This is a genomic window from Stutzerimonas stutzeri (assembly GCF_051028275.1).
Lineage (GTDB): Bacteria > Pseudomonadota > Gammaproteobacteria > Pseudomonadales > Pseudomonadaceae > Stutzerimonas > Stutzerimonas stutzeri_AS.
The window spans coordinates 1,629,014-1,645,948 of record NZ_CP069269.1 but is presented as its reverse complement, the minus strand read 5'-3'; the positions used below and the strand labels follow the sequence as shown (position 1 = coordinate 1,645,948).

The window sequence follows — 16,935 nt, the reverse complement described above, 5'->3', positions numbered from 1 at the left end:
ACTCGTTGAAAAGAGGGAACTCAAGATGATCGTGATCAATGCTCGCTTCCTGACCCAGGAAATGCGGGGCGTACAGCGGTTCGCTGAACAGATCTGCCTGCGACTCAAAGACCTGCGCAACGACCTGGTGTTCGTCGCGCCTGAGAACATTCACCTGCACGACAGTGCCGAGCAGTTGCAAGTACGCCGCATCGGCCGACGCCGAGGCCATATGTGGGAGCAGCTGGATCTCCCGCTGTGGTTGGCACATAACGGCTCTCCCCCGCTGGTCTCCTTGTGCAACACGGCACCGCTGTTTTACGGCAACCAGATCGCGACCCATCACGACATCACTTACATCAGGCATCCGGAAAGCTACTCCAGGACCTTCAGAGCCATGTACCGAACCCTGACCCCGATATTGCTTGCACGTACCAAGGCGCTGATCACCGTAAGCGAGTTCTCCCGAAGGGAGATCGCTGCCCATTACGGTTACCCGGCAGACAGCATATGTGTCGTTCCAAACGCTGTAGACGCCCGGTTTCAACCCTTCTGTGCAGAACAATGCCCGCGCGAGTCAACGCCGTATTTGCTTGCAGTGTCATCACCCTCCGCTCACAAGAACTTCGCCCGGATGGTAGCGGCATTTCTCAGTATCGAAGGCCAGCAAGACGTTGAGCTGCGCATCATCGGCGACTCGAACCGGATCTTCTCGGGAAGCCTTCACGATGTGGCCGGCAGTCGGCGCATCCGTATGCTGGGGAGGCTAACGGATGAGGAATTGGTAGAAGCCTACCAAGGAGCAGCTGCGTTCGTGTTCCCCTCATTGTATGAAGGGTTCGGTATCCCACCGCTCGAAGCGCAGGCGTGCGGATGCCCGGTGATCGCCGCGCGTGCTGCGTCCATTCCAGACGTCCTCGGTGATAGCGCACTGTACTTCGACCCCCTGAAAGTCAAAGAAATCGCACAGAGCATGCAGCGAATTCTGCAGGACGAAGCCTTGCGTCAGGATCTGCGCCAACGAGGCAAGGAAAACGTCGCACGGTATTGCTGGAACATCTCGGCTAATCAGGTATCCAGACTCATCGACCAGGCGTTCACCGGAGTGCCGAGTTCCGATGTCGCGGATATCAATCCGCTGCCATACAGCCAGCCAAAGCATTAATGCCCAGCAGCCCTCACTGCGGTTCATGCCGCCACCATCTCTGGTGACGGCCGCCACTCCCTAACTTGAAAGGCCATCACAATGAAAATCGCCATAATTCATGACTGGCTGGTGACATACGCCGGAGCCGAAAGAGTCCTCTCCGGGTTGCTGGATGTCTGGCCGGATGCGGACTTGTTCGCCGTAATCGACTTTCTCTCTGACGAGGATCGCGCCCATCTCGGCGGCAAGCGAGCAACCACGACCTTCATCCAGCAACTGCCCAAGGCGAAAACGCACTATCAGAAGTACCTACCGTTGATGCCGTTGGCCATCGAGCAACTGGACATGTCGGGCTATGACCTGGTGATCTCTAGCAGCCACGCGGTTGCCAAGGGCGTATTGACCGGCCCAAACCAGCTGCACATCAGCTACGTGCATTCGCCTATCCGCTATGCATGGGACCTGCAGCACCAATATCTCCACGAGGCGAGCCTGGACCGCGGCCTCAAGGCCAAGCTGGCGCGCATGCTGCTGCACTACATGCGGATGTGGGATCAGCGCACCGCCAGCGGTGTGGATGATTTCGTCGCCAACTCGCATTTCATCGGCCGACGCATCAACAAGAGCTACCGTCGCGAATCGACAGTTATCTATCCACCGGTCGACACGCGGCAATTTACGCTCCATTCCGCCAAGGAGGATTACTACCTGACCGCCTCGCGAATGGTGCCTTACAAACGCATCCCCATGATCGTCGAAGCGTTCTCCCGGATGCCTGACAAGAAGCTCATCGTGATCGGCAGCGGGCCGGAGATGCAAAAGGCCAAGGAGCTTGCAACACCAAATATAACGCTCATGGGTTATCAGAGCTTCGCGGTGCTACTGCACCATATGCAGCGCGCCCGCGCGTTCGTCTTTGCGGCGGAAGAAGACTTCGGCATAGCGCCCATAGAAGCCCAGGCCTGTGGCACGCCGGTTATCGCCTATGGAAGAGGCGGCGTGCTGGAAACCGTACGAGGTATCGATCATTCAGAGCCCACTGGCCTGTTCTATATGCAGCAGACGCCCGAGTCATTGATTGCAGCGGTCGAGGCGTTCGAGTTGCAGGCGCACCTCATCCAATCTGAGGCATGCCGCACAAGTGCACTGCGATTTTCAACCGAACGATTCAGGCAAGAGATTAAGACCTTCGTCGATACTAGGGTCCGAGAGGTTGCGTTGATTCAAGGGCAGGAAGCGCTGTTGCACCGACCGACGGTAACCCCGTTGAGCGTGGCCCCGGTCTACCCGACTGCGATACCTTTGAATCACGCCTGACGAGACCTCATTCTCCCAGCGAGGCTTCAAGGATGAACACCACCACCGCAACACATCGCATGCAAACCATCTCGGCATTAAGCCTCGCGCTATTGATCGGCGGAACGGCGAGCGCCCACCACAGGGCGGACACAACAAGCGAAGAGCGTCACTTGCATGAATATGAGGATTCAGCGCAAGCCTGTGCAAACGATGGCCGGCCCGCCGTGTTCAATCTCGGAACGGCTCCGATGGCCCCGCAATGTGTGGGCATAAGCGGATCCAACAAGACGTTTCCCGCACCGATCCGCTTGGCAAAGCCGCTTTCTGACAGCCCGTACCGCTCTGACGAATCCATTCGTTATTCGTTTTAACCTCTCGACTATCTGGAGTCGCTATGGACAGTGCAGACCAAACCCAGCAAATCCTGGTGTACGCCGACGGCTATTCCTATACGGAATTCTTCCATACGCCGGCGCAACCCGAGGCGCCCACCACAGACAGACGAATCAGCGTTTTCCATGCTTTCTTCGCCCCTGAGTGCCCAAGCGTGCTTGCCGCCGGTGAGCCTTCCGCTGGGCTATCGCAGATGGCCAAGGGGGTAGCCGGCAAAATCGGCTGACCAGCAAAGCCAATCGCTGAGATTCCGCTACCTGCACCACTGCAGCGCCGCAAAGGCGTTGACGGGAGCGCCATGCACCCGGGAAGCGGCCTTACTCACGCCTTTCAATCGAGACAATCATGACCTCAAAGACCACTGTGGTTACCGTGACCTACGGCGACCGCCTGCCCTATCTGCAGCAATTGATCGAACGCGCCCTGAGCTTCGGCAATATCAGCAACGTGGTAGTGGTAAGCAACGCGTCGATCGCGCCCCTTCATCAACTGGTCCAGCGCTGGCCGAACCAGGTTCGAGTCATCGAGCTGGAAGAGAATACCGGCTCGGCCAACGGCTACGCAGTAGGGCTACAAGCGGCGCTGGCTTGCGATACCGATTACGTCTGGATGATGGACGATGACAACATGCCAACATCTGCTGCCGTGTCGATTCTGCATGGCGAGCTTGCGCGTCTGGCCAACCTGCTCGGCGCGGATCGGGTCGCGGTTCTTGGTTATCGCGCAACGCAACAGGCCGATATCGCACAGGGCATCCCTGCCCGGTACGTTCGTCAGCCACGCTCCAGCTATTTCGGCTTTCATGTCGCTCACCTGCCCTACAAGATCTGGCGCCGGCTGCCCTGGGGCAAGCGAGCCAGCAGCCCACCAAGAAGCATCAGCCTGCCATTCGCGCCCTATGGCGGCATGCTCGCACACCGGAGCCTTTATGAGCGGATAGGTGTGCCGCTAAAGGATCTGGTGCTTTACGTTGACGATACAGAGTACACCCGACGTATCACGGCCGGCGGCGGACGGTTGTTCCTCTTTACCGACGCCGTGATCGAAGAACTGGAACAGTCCTGGAACACCAAACAGCGCACCCGCAATATTTACGAGACCTTCCTGCTCGGCGAGTCGGATTTCCGCGCCTACTACACCGCGCGCAATCAAGCGTGGTTCGACAAGAATGTATGGGCCGCTTCGCCCCACCTCCATCGCATCAACCGAGCCATCTTTCTCACCCTCCTGCGCCTCGTTGCCCGCCTGCGTAATTGCCGAGAGCGCCTGGCGCTCGTCGAGCAAGCCATTCACGACGGTGAGAACGGTGCATTAGGCATGAGCAAGACCTTCCCATTGCGCTAATTCAGCTGCAAGGCGTTCTGGACTCGATCAGGAGATGTGCATGTACACCGCATCGGCACAGCGCGACGAAAACAACTTCGATTTTCTACGCTTCTTCGCGGCGTCCGCAGTCGTTATAGGCCATTGTTACTGGCTGTCGGGCCTGGGGCACGTCGAGCCGGTACGGCTGTTCACCGGCTCCGTGGACACCGCCGACATTGCCGTACACCTGTTTTTCGTGATGAGCGGTTATCTGATCGCCGCTTCGTGGATCAACAGCCGCAGCGGCCTGGAGTTTGGAGCCAAACGGGCGCTGCGCATATTTCCAGCGCTGGTAGTGTCCACCCTGTTCACCACCTTCCTCGTAGGCCCGCTAGCGACCGAACTGTCGCCCAGAGAGTATCTGTTCAATAACGAGACAGTCCGGTACCTCTCGAACGTGGCCCTGATCACCCAGTTCCACCTGCCAGGGGTATTCACCGAGAACCCATTCCCGGACACCGTCAACGGCTCAGTCTGGACTCTTCCCTACGAAGTTTTGATGTACACGACGCTGTTGATACTCGGGCTGCTCAAGCTGTTCGGCCGGATCGTGACACTGGCGCTGCCGCTGGCGCTGATCATCATTCATTTCCACCTCGCCCCGAACCTCGGTTTGGAAAGCGACATCCTGCGCAAGGCCACACGCTTGGGCATCTTCTTTTTTATGGGGTCCGCGCTGTACCTGTATCGCACCAGCCTGCCGTGGAACTGGCAGGTCGCGCTCGCACTGCTCGTGCTGTCGCTACTCAGCGCAGGGACCGAGCTTTGGCTCTACTTCCATGTCCTGACGTTGCCCTACCTGACCATTTACGTCGCGCATCTCAAAATCCCCGGGCTGTCACGCTTCGGCAAGTTCGGAGACTTTTCGTACGGGATCTACATCTTCAGCTTTCCGATACAGCAGTTGTTGGTTCACTGGCTGAATCCGCACCTCTCGTTGCCTGCCTTCATGGCGCTGAGCCTGAGTACGAGCTTTGCAATCGCTGTATTGTCGTGGCATCTGATCGAGTCGCCGGCGTTGCGTCTCAAACGCTTCCTGCCGGGCAACAGTCGAAGCGCCAACAGCACCGAGCTGAATCCGGCTCCCTGAGCGCGACACCGACCGGTAGAGGCGTTGTAGCGTAGTCGCTATAAGGGCTTGTCGTCGCGCTCCATCAGACGGCGGATAGTGGTCACCAGCATTTCGAGCCCGGTGCCTTTGGGCAAAAAGTGATCGACCAGGTCGCTGACTTTCAGATGCTGGGGCAACGCTGCGCTCATCATCAGGATCGGCACATCATCGAACTCATGATTGGCGCGAATGGTGCGAACCATCTCGTACCCATTGAGTTCCGGCATCATATAGTCGGTGATGATCAGCGCTGGCTTTTCCTGCTTGAGCTTCAGCAAGCCCTGCGCACCGTTTGCTGCTTCGACGACACGATAACCCTCGTCTTCGAGGATCATCACCATCAGCTTGCTAAGGCCAAGCTCATCTTCGACCAATAACACGAGTGGGTCGAGCTTATCCGTGTCCTCGTCACGCATCCCGCCCCCTCGCCGGAGGCAGACGGTGGGGCTGCCCCGTCACGACCCCCTCGGTGCATTTCATCCGCCCACCGAGCTGGAACCCATCCTCGCCCAAGTAGAACTCATAGACGTACGGATCGAAGCCGCTTTCGCGCATCTTCAGGATCGCTAGCGTACGGTACAGCCTCGACTCAAGCTCGGCATACCGCAACAGAACGATGTTTTCAGCAATAGCCGAGACCGCCGCAAACTGGAGCCCGTGCTCACCTCCAACGATCTCGGCCAGCTCAGCGGTAAACACTGTCGTAACACCCTCGCAGCGGAGAATAGCCGTTAGGGTGCTGATAAACCGGCCCAGCCGCTGCTGGTTTACGGCCGCCTGTTTGAACGCATCGATTCCGTCAATGAATAGCCGCTTGACACCGCGACGACGCACGGCGTCCAGAATCTCTTCGGCTAGTTCGTCCTGTAACAGCTCCGTCGGGGTGTGATGGATCACTTCCACCGTTCCGCTATCGATCAGGGCGCCTAGTTCCAACCCCAGGGCACTGGCACGGCGGCGCAGACGATGAGCATCTTCATAGAAGCCGAATATCAGGCCGGGCTCGGCGTCGCTGCTGTTGCAGACAAAGCTCAACCCCAGGGTCGTTTTGCCTACACCAGTCGGGCCGACCAATAGCGTAGTCGAGGAATAAGGAATGCCCCCCTGGATGATTCGATCCAGCGTATCGACCCCCGTGCTAAGCCGCTCGTCACGCATGCAGGCGGACTGCAATTCACCGGTGACAGCCTCTAGCCGCGGAAACACCCGAAAGCCGTCCGTCGTGATGGTGCTCATGTGCCGACCGGAGATAAAGCCGCTGCCTCTGAACTTGCGCACCTGCAGATAGCGATATGTACGAAATTGATCGTCATCGCTGCCCAATTGCAACCAACCATCAACCATCGTGAATTCGGGGCTGCCAGGATCGCGCTTGCTGTTGGTCAGCAGCAGGATGGTGCAGCCAACCACATCTGCGTAGATTGACAAATCGTTGATGAACTCACGAAACGCACGCTCAGAAGCGGCGTTTTCCTCCAGCGCGAACAAACCATCGATCACGATCAGCGAGGCCTTCTGGCGCTTGCCGTTGCGCGTCAGATAGCGAAGGATGCCTTCCAGGCCGTCGGTACGGAGGATGTCGAAAGCGCTTTCATAGACGACGGAGGTTCCTGCGTACTGGTTATTCATGAACGCCATGTTTCGCAGATGGCGAAGCAGCCGGTGGTGAGTTTCGGCCAGCAAGGTTACATAGAGTGAGTGCTCGCCACGCGCTGCCCAGCTGTAGCAGATCTGATTGGCGAGAATGGTTTTCCCCTCGCCCGGTCCACCCTGCACGATGTACACCGCTCGGGGTAACAGCCCACCTTTCAGCACCGCATCCAGCCCTGGTACGCCGGTTGGAACATGAGTTGGCGCCGCTGGCGAGTAGGTAAAGTCGTCGGTCACAGCAGCTTCCCGTTCAAATCAATCGGTGCATAGTAGCAAAGGGGCCGCGACGTTATTAGCCATCGGTTAAGGCTGCTCACTACCGATCTTTCGTTGCTGATGTGGCGCATAGCAACGAAGCGAAATCGACAATGGATCTTACTCGCCTGCTGTTTGGCTATCTCGGTCCGCGCCAGACCATACGCACTGTTTGGGTACAAACGATCCGCAGTTTGACGCAATGGTCAGCAATGCTGGAGGCGCATCGGCAAAACCCCTACTATGACGCCGGAAATCGCGACCGACAACGATCACAGCCAGCCTTATGCACTCCGCCCGCCTGCCTCGCCTGGACCTACGCCGACTTATCATCCTGTTGGCGATGCTGAGTGGGCTGATTACCCTCGGTATCGGTTTCTACGCCAGCTACAAGATTCAGCGTGATTCGCTTATCGTCAGTACGTTGTCTGCCAACAGCGCCTATGCGTCGAAGTTGGCGGACGGGGCTGAAGTTTTTTTCCGTACTGCCCAACAGCAGCTTGCCGTTAGCGCTGAGATCATTGCCACCCGGTTTCAAGACAATAGTGTCTTGGACGCGGAGGCCAGACGGCTTCGCAAGCAGACCGACAGTTTCAACGCCGTGGTCATCACCAGCGCCGAAGGAGAGGTTCTCGCAACCGCTCCCAACACCGGATTACTGGTTGGCCAGAAGTTGAATTCCCCAGGTGCGCGCCAGGCCTTGGCTGAACGCAAGCCCTTGATCAGCAGTCCGTATGTTTCAGCGCTGAACACGCTGGTCGTCCTGATTTCTCAGCCCATCGTGCGCGACGACGGGACCTACCTCGGCTATATCGGTGGGGTGATCTATCTGCGCGAGCGCAACATCCTGCACAGCATGTTGGGCGAACACTTCTATCGGGACGGTTCCTACCTCTATGCCGTCGATCAGACGCGTCGGCTTCTATACCACCCAGAGCCGAAACGGCTCGGCACGGTCGTTACAGAAAACGAAGTCATCGACAAAGTGCTGCTCGGGGAGTCTGGCAGCCTTCGGGTGGTCAACAGCCAAGGGGTTGACATGCTGGCTGGCTATGCCGCCTCTCCTGCTGCTGGCTGGGGCATCGTGGCCCAGCGGCCGACCGCCGACACCCTGCAGCCACTCGACGATCTGATGTTCAAGGTCGTTCTCCAGACAGCACCACTGGCTCTGCTAACGTTGCTCTGCATCTGGGGCCTGGCGGCATTGATCACTCGACCGCTGTCCCAACTTGCACAGCGCGCCAGTGAGATGGATGCGCCCAACAGCGCCGAGCGTATTCAGCGCATCCGCTCGTGGTATTTCGAGGCGGCACAGCTCAAGCGGGCCATGCAACTCGGTATCAGTCTCCTCCACCAGCGCATCGGCAAGCTCAATCTCGACGCACAAACCGATCCGCTGACGGGTCTGCACAACCGCCGCGGCCTTGCCCTCGCCCTCGAAATGCTGGGCAGCGAACGACGTTCCTTTGCAGTCATCGCGTTGGACATCGATCATTTCAAACGCATCAACGACAACCATGGCCATGATGTAGGCGATACGGTGATCCGCCAGGTGGCCGGATTGATGAAAACCTGCTCACGGGATGCCGACATCCTCTGCCGCAGCGGCGGGGAGGAATTCCTGATGTTGCTGCCCGATACCACGCTCGACTCGGCGCTGCTGGTATCCGAGCGCCTGCGTACCTGCGTCGAGCTGGAGCAAATCCCGGTGGTCGGGAATATCACTGTTTCGCTGGGAATTGCAGTCTGGCCCGTACACGCCAGCGACATCGAACGCGTACTCAAACTGGCCGATGCAGCGCTGTACCGCGCCAAGCAGCATGGGCGCAATCGTTCGGAGATCGCGGAACCCGATCAGTACTCGCCGATAGGCCCAAACCCAGGCGCCTGAGTTCTGCGGGTATCCGGTCCCGTGTCCAGGGTGTTCCGGTCTATGCCGGGCGACGGCAGACATGGCTAAAAAATACCCAGCTCTGTATACTCGCGCGCCTTTTTCATGCGCGGTTTTCGAGGTTCAAAGTCGATGAGCAAAACGCCAACAGTCGGGTTCGTCAGCCTGGGTTGCCCCAAGGCAACGGTCGACTCTGAACGCATCCTCACCCAGCTGCGCATGGAGGGCTACCAGATCGTGCCTTCTTACGAGGACGCCGATGTGGTGGTGGTTAACACCTGCGGGTTCATCGATAGCGCAAAGGCCGAGTCGCTGGATGCTATCGGTGAAGCCATCGCCGAAAACGGCAAGGTGATCGTCACCGGCTGCATGGGTGTCGATGAAAACAATATCCGCGGCGTGCACCCCAGCGTCCTCGCCGTCACCGGCCCGCAGCAGTACGAACAGGTGGTCAACGCCGTTCACGAAGTGGTGCCGCCGAATATCAATCACGACCCCTTCATTGATCTGGTTCCGCCGCAGGGCATCAAGCTGACCCCGCGTCACTACGCTTACCTGAAGATTTCCGAGGGCTGCAACCATACGTGCAGCTTCTGCATCATTCCTTCCATGCGCGGCAAACTGGTCAGCCGTCCGGTAGGCGATGTGCTGAGCGAAGCCGAGCGGCTGGTGAAAGCAGGCGTGAAAGAGATCCTGGTGATCTCTCAAGACACCAGCGCCTACGGTGTAGACGTGAAGTACAAGACCGATTTCTGGAACGGCCAGCCGGTCAAGACGCGCATGCTGGAGTTATGTCAGGCCCTGTCGAGCATGGGTGTCTGGGTGCGTCTGCATTATGTCTACCCGTACCCGAACGTAGACGATGTGATTCCGCTCATGGCTGCCGGCAAGATCCTGCCGTATCTGGACATCCCCTTCCAACATGCAAGCCCGAAGGTGCTCAAGGCCATGAAGCGTCCGGCCTTCGAGGACAGGACCCTGGCGCGCATCAAGAAATGGCGCGAGATCTGCCCCGAGCTGACCATCCGCTCGACCTTCATCGTCGGCTTCCCTGGCGAGACCGAGGAGGACTTCCAATACCTGCTCGACTGGCTGACCGAAGCGCAACTCGACCGCGTTGGTTGCTTCCAGTACTCGCCTGTCGACGGCGCGCCAGCAGAGGCTATGGCTCTCGAACCGGTACCAGACGACGTCAAGCAGGACCGCTGGGACCGCTTCATGGCGCATCAGCAGGCGATCAGTGCCGCGCGTCTGGAGCGCAAGATCGGCCAGGAGCTGGACGTACTTATTGACGAAGTGGACGAAGACGGCGCCATTGGTCGCTCATGGGCTGATGCCCCCGAGATTGACGGCATGGTCTACGTCGACAGCGCGCGCCCGCTCCAGGCGGGCGAAAAGGTCCGCGTCCGTGTAACCAACGCCGACGAGTACGATCTCTGGGCCGAAGTGATCTGATCGACCCAACCTAATCCATTTAGCCCCGTGACCCACGGGGCTTTTTTGTGCCCGACATCCTCCGACCGATGACGTCGTCTACAAAACATCGGCACTGCCAGCCAACGATTACCGGCATGTCGTAGCCGAAGAGCAGCGATTACCTGCATCGAGATGACGCACTGTCTGTTTGGTCAGGTTCTTTCTGGGGCAAGTGGACGCTCAGGTATCGATTGAGACCTCCGCCGCAGCTTGGATTACAACGCAACGTATTGATGTAAAAAGAAGAATAACGAACCCAAAACGGACCGGTAGCAACTGGCTTGAGACTTGCTATCACAGTTTCATCTGACCGTTTGGCCAACAAATAAGCACACATGACGCAACAGGAGCGCCACATGAAACCCATACTGACAACAGCCGCACTCGCGACCAGCATGCTTGCTGGCCAGGCTATCGCCGCCCCCATGCTCTGGCAGGACAACAGCCTGACGTATCTATACGGGAGCGACTTCAAGGTTGACCCCGATACCCAGCACACCTTGACATTCGAACATGCCAGCGGCTGGACCTATGGCGATGTGTTCCTGTTTATCGACTACAAGTGGAATGAAAGCCAGGACGACAGTGAAGCCGCACGTACTTATTACGGTGAATTCAGCCCACGCCTTTCGCTCGGCAAGACCACCGGAATCGACTTCTCGTACGGGCCCATCCAGGATGTTCTGATCGGCTTCACCTACGAGCGCGGCGAAGACGAGGTTCAAAACTACCTGCTCGGCCCGGCTGTCGATCTGGCGGTCCCAGGCTTCGACCGCCTGGCGATTAACACCTATTACCGCAAGCCCGACGGCATTCGGAACAAGGCGTCCGGCCAATGGCAGGTCACGCCGACCTGGGCTATTACCATTCCCGTCGGCAGCTCGGATATCCTCATCGACGGTTTTATCGACTGGGTCGTCAATGATGCCGGCAACGAGGATTCGGATGACTACCAGTCGAAGAACCTGCATATCAACCCGCAGATCAAATACGACCTGGGCAAGGCGGTATACCAGAAAGCCGGCCAGCTCTATGTGGGTATCGAATACGACTACTGGTCCAATAAGTACGGCATCAAGGATGGCGGCTTCGTGAGCGAGAACTTTGTCGGCCCGACCGACCAGAGCGCCTGGAACGCCATTGTGAAAGTTCATTTCTAACGCGCCAAGAGCCGCTCGCCTATGCGGGCGGCACATCCTAACAGCGGCGCCAAGGCCGACTCTCCGGGCTATAGCCAATTTCTCCCAGGCCAGCGTAGGCTAGCATTCGCCAAGCGCACCGGACCTGATGCGACGACACAGGGGGAGGACCATGACGACATTCGACACGCTCGCCGCTGACACCGGGACAGACAAGCGCCCTGGCCGTATCCGGCAGAAAAACGAGGAGCTGATCCTCTCGGCCGCGGCAGAAGAGTTCGCCCACCATGGCTACAAGGGCACCAGCATGAATGCCATTGCAAAGCGCGCTGGGCTACCCAAGGCCAACCTGCACTACTACTTCACCAACAAGCTCGGTCTGTATGTCGAAGTGATGCGCCATATCCTAGAACTGTGGGACAGCGCATTCGACCATCTGACCGTCGAGGATGACCCTGCCACCGCGTTGGCTGATTACATCCGTACCAAGATGGCCTTTTCCCGCAATCAGCCGCAGGCCTCGAAGATTTTCGCCATGGAGGTGATCAGCGGTTGCGAGTGCCTTTCCGAACATTTCAACGAGGATTACCGCGAGTGGTTTCGCGGGCGCGCCGCGGTGCTGCAGGCTTGGGCCGACGCAGGCAAGATGAACCCGGTCGACCCTATGCATCTGATTTTCCTGATCTGGAGCAGTACCCAGCACTACGCTGACTTCGCGGATCAGATACGACGCATCACCGGCCAACGTCGCGTCACCAAGGATGATTTCGAACGCGGCACCGAGACGCTCATCCAGGTCATTCTCAAAGGATGCGGTCTGAACCCTCCCCGCTGATCCGCACCGTTTACCCGAGCCGCCCCACCCTGCTTGCCCCGACGTGTGCGCATCCATCGCCCGCCACCCGTTACGCCGAAATGGCGACGTGATAGCCCGCCGCGCTGAACACGATGTCGCTTGATGTGCATCCAGCCAGTATCAGGCAAGCCGACGGCAGGATCGACGTAACACCAGGTGCAGACCTCTGCCTAGCATTCGAATCACGGCGCACGCGCGTCGATTCGAATGACCTAGCGGAGACCCTACCCATGTCGAACATCAGTGGAAAAATCATACTCATCACCGGCGCCAGCAGCGGTATTGGCGAAGCCACGGCACGCGCGCTGGCAGCAAAAGGCGCAACGGTGGTACTCGGTGCCCGTCGTCTGGAGCGCTTGGAAAGCCTTGCCGCCAGCATTACCGAAGCAGGCGGAACAGCTGCTTACCGTGCACTGGATGTCACCAGCCGCGAGGATACCCAGGCCTTCGTCGATTTCGCCGTGCAACGCTTCGGCCGTGTCGATGTGCTCATCAATAATGCCGGCGTGATGCCCTTGTCGCAGCTCGATGCCCTAAAAGTCGACGAGTGGGACAGGATGATCGACGTGAACATTCGCGGCGTATTGCACGGCATAGCCGCCGCCCTGCCGCTGATGCAGCGTCAGCAAGCGGGGCAGTTCATCAACATTGCATCCATCGGCGCTTATGCGGTCAGCCCGACAGCAGCGGTGTACTGCGCAACCAAATATGCGGTGCGGGCCATCTCCGAAGGGCTTCGTCAGGAAGTCGGGGGCGATATCCGAGTCACCCTGGTCTCACCTGGCGTGACCGAGTCCGAACTCGCTGACAGCATCTCGGACGACGGCGCACGGGCAGCGATGAACGATTTCCGCCGCATCGCCATTTCTGCCGACGCCATCGCTCGCGCCATCGCCTACGCCATCGAACAGCCTGCCGATGTCGACGTCAGCGAGCTGGTCGTTCGTCCCACCGCCAGCCCCTATTGAGGATGCCAGGATGAACCTTCGAATGGGAAACGCACTGGCGGCAGCCTGTCTGGGACTGCTGGGCTCGCTAACCTTCGCCTCGCTGGATGCAGGCGCTGACGAGCGTCACGCGCGAGGCGTCGCGGTCATGGATCATCTTTCCGGCGGTGCCGGGCAACCGGTACTCGACGCGTTGCGCGAGGACTATCCGTTTCTCGCCGAAGGGATCACCGGTTACGCCCTCGGCGATGTCTGGGGACGCAACGGGCTGGATGGTCGCACCCGTCAACTGGCCGTCGTCGCCGCCTTTGCGGCGCAGGGCAATCTGCCGTACATGAAAATCCACGCTGGGTATGCGCTGCGCCTGGGCGTTACGCGTGAGGAGCTGAAGGAAGTGGTGTACCTGACAACAGTGATTGCCGGTTTTCCGCGTGCCATAGACGCGGCGCAGGCACTGCGCGAGGTCAGTGACCCTGTGGAACAGTAGTGCTTCACGCAGCTCGCTGGTCGTTAGCGTCGATCGGCGAGCCTTGCGCCCCGACGAGCAAACCGCGTCCGCCCCAGCCCGGTGCACCGGAGCGCGCAGCGGCTGCCCACGGCACCAATTCGAATCACGAGCGGAATCCACCACAGCTCCGGCCGGGTCTTAAACCTTGCTAACGAGGACTCCCGAGGCAAACCTGACTGCCTGGCCAGCTTTTTGCAGTTCACCTGGCATGAACACCAGCGGACACCCTCATGCCCGATACATCCTTGCCCCGCCTGCAGCTGACCGGGATAACCAAGCAATACCCCGGTTGCCTGGCCAACGACCACATCGACCTTATTATCCGCGCTGGCGAGATCTATGCCCTGCTCGGCGAAAACGGCGCCGGTAAGAGCACGCTGATGAAGATCATCTACGGCGTCACGCAACCCGACGCCGGCACGATTCGCTGGGAAGGCCAGCCGGTCGTCATGCGCAACCCGGCGCAGGCGCGCGACCGAGGGATCGGGATGGTCTTCCAGCACTTCTCCCTTTTCGAAACCCTGAGCGTCGCCGAAAACATCGCCCTGGCGCTCGGCTCCGAGGGAGGAACACCAAAACAGCTCGAATCGAAGATACGTGAAGTCTCCCAGCGCTACGGAATGCCACTGGAACCAAAGCGGCTGGTGCACAGCCTGTCCATTGGCGAGCGACAACGGGTTGAGATCGTGCGTTGCTTGATGCAGGACATCAAACTGCTGATTCTCGACGAACCGACCTCCGTACTCACTCCGCAAGAAGCCGAAGACCTGTTCGAGGTGCTGCGCCGGCTGGCTGGCGAGGGCTGCAGCATACTGTTCATCAGCCACAAGCTGAACGAGGTGCGCGCGCTCTGCGAGGCCGCGACCGTGTTGCGCGGCGGCCGGGTTTCTGGTGATTGCATACCCGCCGAGTGCAGCGATCTGGACCTGGCCCGCCTGATGGTTGGCGACGCCGAGGGGCTTGAAACGAAATACCCCAAAGCCCAGGGCGGCGCGCCTTTTCTCCGGGTCGCAGGGTTGTCCTGGCACAACGCCGACCCTTTTGGCGTATCACTTGAAGCGGTGACGCTCGACGTCCGCGCCGGAGAGATCGTCGGTGTCGCTGGTGTCGCCGGCAACGGCCAGGACGAGCTGCTTGCACTACTCAGCGGTGAACAGCGCCTGGCGCGAGAGCAGGCTTCGCGCATCCGGTACTGCGATTGTCCCGTCGCACACCTGCCACCCGATGCTCGGCGTCGCCACGGAATGACCGTCGTCCCAGCCGAGCGACTCGGTCATGGCGCGGTCCCCGACATGAGTCTGGCTGACAACGGCTTGCTTACCGCTTTCCAGCAGGCCGGCATGGTGATCAACGGGCTGATACGGCACGGTCATGTCGAGGCGTTCGCCAGGCGCATCATTGATACCTTCGCTGTAAAAACGCCTGGCATCCACGCCCCGGCGCGTAGCCTCTCCGGCGGCAACCTGCAGAAATTCATCCTCGGCCGCGAGATCCTGCAGCAACCGAAACTGCTGATCGCCGCACACCCGACCTGGGGCGTTGATGTCGGCGCAGCGGCAGCCATCCATCGCGCGCTGATCGAACTGCGAGACGCCGGCGCCGCCATTCTGGTGATTTCCGAAGACCTCGAAGAACTGTTTCAAATAAGCGACCGCATCGGTGCGTTGAGTCACGGCCGTTTATCCCCGCTACAGCCCACCGCTGCGACCAGTACCACCGACGTCGGGCGCTGGATGGCGGGACAGTTCGACCAACCCACGCCCGACGCCGCTTGAGACCCTAATCATGTCGTTATCCCTTGAACCACGCGGGTACGAGTCGCGCCTGATGCTCTGGCTCTCGCCCGTGCTGGCCGCACTGTTGACCTTGATCAGCGGTGCCTTGCTGTTTGCTTCGCTCGGGCATTCCCCGTTTGAGACGTTGCGGGTGCTGCTCATCGACCCGATCAGCGATCTCTACGGTGTTTCCGAATTGCTGGTCAAAGCGCTGCCGATCCTGCTGTGCGCGCTGGGTCTGGCGGTGGTTTACAACGCCCGGATCTGGAACATAGGCGCCGAAGGCCAGTTGCTCATCGGCGCGCTCGCTGGAAGCGCCGTCGCAGTTCATGTGATCGAATGGGATTCGCGCTGGGCGCTGGTCCTCGCCCTGGTTGTCGGCACGCTCGGCGGTGCAGCCTGGGCGGGGCTTTGCGCCTGGCTGCGCACGCAGTTCAATGCCAACGAAATCCTCACCAGTATCATGCTCAACTACATCGCGCTTAACCTATTATTGTTCGCCGTTCACGGCCCATTAAAAGACCCGGAAGGCTTCAACTTTCCCGAATCGGCCATGTTCGGTGATGCCACGAGGCTGCCACAGCTAATTGAAGATCTGCGCGTGCATGGCGGGTTGTACTTCGCGTTGTTGGCGCTGGTCGTGGTGTGGGTCCTGTTGCAGAAAAGCTTTCTAGGCTTTCAGATCAGGGTGCTTGGGCTCGACAAGCGCGCTGCGGGCTTCGTCGGCTTTCGCGAGAAACGGCTGATCTGGATTGCATTGCTGATCAGTGGGGGCCTGGCTGGGCTGGCGGGCGTCGCGGAGGTCGTCGGCCCTATCGGCCAGTTGGTGCCGCAGGTGTCACCCGGTTACGGCTACGCCGCGATTACCGTCGCCTTTCTCGGTCGCCTCAATCCCATCGGCATCGTGTTTGCCAGTCTGTTGATGGCACTGCTTTACCTCGGCGGCGAGAACGCGCAAATGGCTGCCAACCTGCCCCAATCGATCACCCAATTGTTCCAGGGAATGGTGTTGTTCTTCCTGCTGGCGTGCGACGTGCTCATTCTCTACCGCCCGCGCCTGAAGGGCTGGGGTCGCAAGCCGCAAAACTCCTTACTTGAGCCGGAGCCAGCCGCATGATCTCTCTCTTTTCTCATGATGTGCCGC

At 59.3% G+C, this 16,935-nt stretch carries 16 protein-coding genes; 14 read left to right on the top strand and 2 right to left on the bottom strand.

All coding sequences use genetic code 11. The annotated features are described in order from the left end of the window. Window positions 1–25: 25 nt before the first annotated feature. The 6 genes from JQR87_RS07645 (at window position 26) to JQR87_RS07620 (ending at window position 5,273) form a co-directional block, all read left to right on the top strand. Window positions 26–1,144 (top strand): glycosyltransferase family 4 protein, encoded by a 1,119-nt coding sequence (locus tag JQR87_RS07645; protein ID WP_407291192.1) that lies wholly within the window; start codon window positions 26–28, stop codon window positions 1,142–1,144. 81 nt (window positions 1,145–1,225) lie between these two features. Beyond that, entirely contained in the window at window positions 1,226–2,443 is a 1,218-nt protein-coding gene (locus tag JQR87_RS07640; RefSeq protein WP_407291194.1) for a glycosyltransferase family 4 protein, read from the top strand. A gap of 32 nt (window positions 2,444–2,475) precedes the next feature. Then, entirely contained in the window at window positions 2,476–2,796 is a 321-nt protein-coding gene (locus JQR87_RS07635; protein ID WP_407291195.1) for a hypothetical protein, read from the top strand. A gap of 23 nt (window positions 2,797–2,819) precedes the next feature. Continuing rightward, a complete protein-coding gene (locus JQR87_RS07630; protein ID WP_407291197.1) occupies window positions 2,820–3,044 on the top strand; it encodes a hypothetical protein in 225 nt (74 codons plus the stop codon). 119 nt (window positions 3,045–3,163) lie between these two features. Then, window positions 3,164–4,162, top strand: coding sequence for a glycosyltransferase (locus tag JQR87_RS07625; RefSeq protein WP_407291199.1), 999 nt, complete (start codon window positions 3,164–3,166; stop codon window positions 4,160–4,162). 40 nt (window positions 4,163–4,202) lie between these two features. Further along, the gene (locus tag JQR87_RS07620; protein ID WP_407291201.1) at window positions 4,203–5,273 is read left to right on the top strand and encodes an acyltransferase family protein; all 1,071 of its coding nucleotides are present in this window, start codon (window positions 4,203–4,205) and stop codon (window positions 5,271–5,273) included. 38 nt (window positions 5,274–5,311) lie between these two features. Here the strand turns inward: JQR87_RS07620 and JQR87_RS07615 are convergent, their stop codons facing one another. Beyond that, entirely contained in the window at window positions 5,312–5,710 is a 399-nt protein-coding gene (locus JQR87_RS07615; protein WP_407291203.1) for a response regulator, read from the bottom strand. Continuing rightward, on the bottom strand, window positions 5,703–7,181 hold the full coding sequence (locus JQR87_RS07610; protein ID WP_407291205.1) for an RAD55 family ATPase: 1,479 nt from the start codon (window positions 7,179–7,181) through the stop codon (window positions 5,703–5,705). The genes JQR87_RS07615 and JQR87_RS07610 overlap by 8 nt, the downstream gene beginning before the upstream one ends. Window positions 7,182–7,485: 304 nt before the next feature. Here JQR87_RS07610 and JQR87_RS07605 point away from each other — a divergent pair, with 304 nt between their 5' ends. The 8 genes from JQR87_RS07605 to JQR87_RS07570 all read left to right on the top strand — a co-directional run bounded on the left by JQR87_RS07605 (window position 7,486) and on the right by JQR87_RS07570 (window position 16,908). Beyond that, window positions 7,486–9,090, top strand: a complete 1,605-nt coding sequence (locus tag JQR87_RS07605) for a sensor domain-containing diguanylate cyclase (protein ID WP_407291206.1) — start codon at window positions 7,486–7,488, stop codon at window positions 9,088–9,090. Between the two features lie 132 nt (window positions 9,091–9,222). Then, the gene (gene rimO, locus JQR87_RS07600; protein ID WP_407291208.1) at window positions 9,223–10,545 is read left to right on the top strand and encodes a 30S ribosomal protein S12 methylthiotransferase RimO; all 1,323 of its coding nucleotides are present in this window, start codon (window positions 9,223–9,225) and stop codon (window positions 10,543–10,545) included. A 377-nt stretch (window positions 10,546–10,922) separates the two neighbouring features. Further along, the gene (locus JQR87_RS07595; protein ID WP_407291211.1) at window positions 10,923–11,726 is read left to right on the top strand and encodes an outer membrane protein OmpK; all 804 of its coding nucleotides are present in this window, start codon (window positions 10,923–10,925) and stop codon (window positions 11,724–11,726) included. A 151-nt stretch (window positions 11,727–11,877) separates the two neighbouring features. Further along, entirely contained in the window at window positions 11,878–12,540 is a 663-nt protein-coding gene (locus tag JQR87_RS07590) for a TetR/AcrR family transcriptional regulator (protein WP_407291213.1), read from the top strand. A gap of 251 nt (window positions 12,541–12,791) precedes the next feature. Further along, window positions 12,792–13,529 (top strand): SDR family oxidoreductase, encoded by a 738-nt coding sequence (locus tag JQR87_RS07585; protein ID WP_407291215.1) that lies wholly within the window; start codon window positions 12,792–12,794, stop codon window positions 13,527–13,529. Between the two features lie 10 nt (window positions 13,530–13,539). After that, window positions 13,540–13,995 carry a carboxymuconolactone decarboxylase family protein gene (locus tag JQR87_RS07580; protein WP_407291217.1) on the top strand — a complete coding sequence of 152 codons (456 nt, stop codon included), beginning with the start codon at window positions 13,540–13,542 and terminating at the stop codon, window positions 13,993–13,995. 251 nt (window positions 13,996–14,246) lie between these two features. Then, the gene (locus JQR87_RS07575) at window positions 14,247–15,791 is read left to right on the top strand and encodes an ABC transporter ATP-binding protein (RefSeq protein ID WP_407291219.1); all 1,545 of its coding nucleotides are present in this window, start codon (window positions 14,247–14,249) and stop codon (window positions 15,789–15,791) included. Between the two features lie 10 nt (window positions 15,792–15,801). Next, window positions 15,802–16,908: an ABC transporter permease gene (locus tag JQR87_RS07570; RefSeq protein WP_407291221.1), complete on the top strand. Its 1,107-nt coding sequence runs from the start codon at window positions 15,802–15,804 to the stop codon at window positions 16,906–16,908. Window positions 16,909–16,935: the final 27 nt, after the last annotated feature.